Origin of the sequence: Mesorhizobium sp. M0848, assembly GCF_040319805.1 — a bacterium.
In the GTDB taxonomy this organism is placed as follows: Bacteria; Pseudomonadota; Alphaproteobacteria; order Rhizobiales; family Rhizobiaceae; genus Mesorhizobium.
Genome location: NZ_JAMYOM010000067.1, coordinates 1 through 3,091, shown reverse-complemented (window position 1 = coordinate 3,091; position 3,091 = coordinate 1). Strand labels below are relative to the sequence as shown.

Genomic DNA, 3,091 nt, shown 5'->3' with positions numbered 1-3,091 from the left:
TTTGTGGCGACCATTGTTGGCTCCCGGGATTCCGACGGACGTCAAGCACGGGCACGAAGCCCATGACGTGAATTTTAGCAGCGTCCAATGGGAGAACTACGCGAAAAATATCCAATAGTCGCAGGAAACCGGCGTTATCGCTTTCCCAACGCACAGTTGCGAGCCTTCTGGCATCCGTTGGTCGTGCCCGACCTTGCCTATGTAGCTCGCCAATCGCGACACGCGGTCGACAGCGGTATATAAGCCATCGCGCGCGGTTATCGATACTCCTTAGTTTAGGGGCAGCTGTGTCCAGCAACCAGATTCTTCGGAACCAACGATGGCCGAGGCTGCGAATGCAGCGGCCGGTCATCCAAGCCACCTTCGAGCTGCCAAGGCGCGTCGGGACAGGGCAAAGCCTGGCGGCGCCAAGACTAATGCCTTTGCTGCCGCACCACCCTGTCGAGCGATTCAGCTGACGGGCCCGTCAGCGATAATCAGGCCTTTGATTGAGCGCCATCGGCGTCTGGGAGTCCGTTGCCCGTCCTGCGGCACGCTGGTCGTTGCGGCTGTGCCAGATGCGGAGAAGGGGAGGCCGTTCGTGCCACGCGTGCACGCCGTTGCGACCTATCTCAAGACTTCCAGGCCCTATCCTACGAGTTGCCGCAGGGCTCCTTCGCGAACCTTTTCGGTCTCACCAGCCAGGTGATGAACATGTTGCGCAGGGCAGCGCCTTCGCGGCCGAATGCGACAAGGCCGCCGCGGCGTTGCGCCGGGCCAAGGTTGTCGCCTCCGATGGACCGGCGTGCGGATCGAATGAAGCAACGCCTCCACTGGGTTCGCGCCACATCGCCATCCTACCCTTATGAGACTGACGATCAAGATTCGGATCAAGATAGCGGCGGCGCCGTTGACATCGAGCACAAGACGATCTGATGTACGGCGGCTAACTTCAGTACCGGCTGGCTTCTCATATCGGCTCGATCTAGCGTGTTTCCGCGAGATGATGACCCGCCCTTAGGATGTGAAGGTCGGATCAACGGCCGAAGCTTAACTCGCCAAGGAACTGTTCGATCGTGGCAAAACCTTCTGCAAAGCTACACGCCAGCGGACTAAAGGCGATGGGAGTTATCGCCTTTGCTTACCTACTGATATGGCTCATCGTCGGTCTGAACTCCCCCGCCTATCAGCTGCTAGTGGGGGAAGAAATGGCTCCATCGCGTAGGCCACCAAGCTCTGCACCCCCGACCAGGGACCACTTGGGAATGGAATGGCCCCTCGGTTCCGGCCATTGAGATAGCGACGTGGCTTTGCAGGCAGCCGCCGCAATTCATCATCTGCGCCACATAGCGCGTCGATAAACCGCACATCGCAGGCCATCTTGCGTGGAGGCCCTTCTGAAGATTTCGTGCGGCGGCTGTTCTGCGCGTTGCCGAAGACCTGGTCGAGCGTGCCTGCAGCGCCCGAGCGATCGCAAGCGCTGGTTCTGGCCGCCGGAGGGCTGGGAAATGGTGCTTCTTGCCGCCCGAGCCCGATCCGATCAAGCGGCTCGGTCGACGCCCTGGATGGCGGCTAATCATGACGCCCATGGCGAGCTCCGCCACGCTGAAGCCTAGCGCAACTTGCTCATGTCCTTCGCTGGGCGCTCCCCGGCCGAGGCCGGGGAAACGATCAGCCACATGGATGGTAATCCAGGCTTGGCTTCACTGTTTGCAGAGCTTGGCGGTCGTGGTCCCGTCCGGCAGGGTGGCTTTCGTGTAGCCGTATTTGCCGACCGACGTCATCATCTCGTCCGAGCCGATGTAATCTTTCATTACGGCGTTAAAGGCATCGACCTCCGCCTGCTGGTTAGGCAGGAAGGCGAGGCCGGGATAGACGCGGCCACCCGGCGGCGTGAACGGCTCGGCTAGTTCGATGCTGTTATCCTTGTCGACAGATGCCTTCAACGTAAAGTAGGCGCCGCCGCCGGCGGCGGCGCGGCCGGTCTTCACGGCCTGCAGGATTTCTGCATTGCCAGTGACCTGCATGATCCTGTCGTCGGGGATGCCGACTTGTTTCGCGTCCTTCACGAAACTGGAGCCGGCGGCGATGGCCAGAGTAAGGCCCTTGTCACGGATGTCCTCGTAGGAATGCAGCCCTTGTGGATTGCCCTTCGACACGAGCAGCGAGTCAGAGAAAGCGCCTAGCGGTTCGGTGAACAGTACGTTGCGGCAGCGCTCCGGCAGGATGTACATGCCGCCTGTGATGATATCGAAGCGACCCGCCTGGAGGCCGGGAATGAGCGAGCCCCATTCGGTCACGACCGGCTCGACCTTGGTCGTGCCCAGCTTCTTGAGCATGTCGATCGTCATCGCATTGACGAAGCCGAGCGGCTCGTTGTTCTCGCCGGGATAGGCCCAGGGAACCTCGTTGGAGAAGCCGACACGGACCGTCTCTCCGTTCTGGATCTTCTCAAGCAGCGACTGCGCCGAAGCCGAAGTGGCAAACGAGGCGACCGGCAACGCCATGCCAAGTGCAACCATCCCTATCACAATCGCTCGCTTCAAGGGATCGAACCTGTTTGCCTTGCGTGTCAAACTAGCCATCTAGAAACTCCCATTGTTCGCCGCATCGTTTTCGATTTGCCGGCACAATTTATGTTGGGGCATTCCTCTCTCATGCGGTTTTAGATCGGGCCGCGATACTTTGACTTTCCATTACCGGACTGCCGACAGCCACTGGTCGACCGTAGCGATTTTAGGTGGGATATTCGAACGAACTAACCGTCCTGAACGCAGGAAAACTGCGTTCTTCCTGGTTTGTACGCAACAATCGGCGTGGTAGGAACCCGGTCAGGTAGTCATCGCGAGGGCCATGACCATCCTATTCTAACTCGCGTAGCAAGCCCGCAGTACGGTGTTTTTGGAGGGTTCTGTGATCGACATCATGCGAGCTTGAGATTGAGGTCATTCAGCACAGTAAATTGCCATACCGTTTCCTCACATTCCCCGAAGCGCACCACGGCGCCGGCGGGTACAAGAAAGTATAGCTCGTCCTCGCCAATACCTCAAGCCGCGAGCGTGTTCTCTGCGAGTTTGATCCAGTACGATGTCCCAAACTGAATCGCCTCGTC

Annotated in this window: 1 protein-coding gene and 1 pseudogene; one reads left to right on the top strand and one right to left on the bottom strand. The window is 59.3% G+C overall.

Translation table 11 applies throughout. The annotated features are described in order from the left end of the window. Positions 1-496: 496 nt before the first annotated feature. Positions 497-796 (top strand): annotated as a pseudogene (locus NKH95_RS33250) (IS66 family transposase); the annotation flags it as partial. Positions 797-1,682: 886 nt separating this feature from the next. Here the strand turns inward: NKH95_RS33250 and ehuB are convergent. After that, complete coding sequence (ehuB, locus tag NKH95_RS33245; RefSeq protein ID WP_352894591.1) at positions 1,683-2,564, bottom strand: ectoine/hydroxyectoine ABC transporter substrate-binding protein EhuB; 882 nt, start codon at positions 2,562-2,564, stop codon at positions 1,683-1,685. Positions 2,565-3,091: the final 527 nt, after the last annotated feature.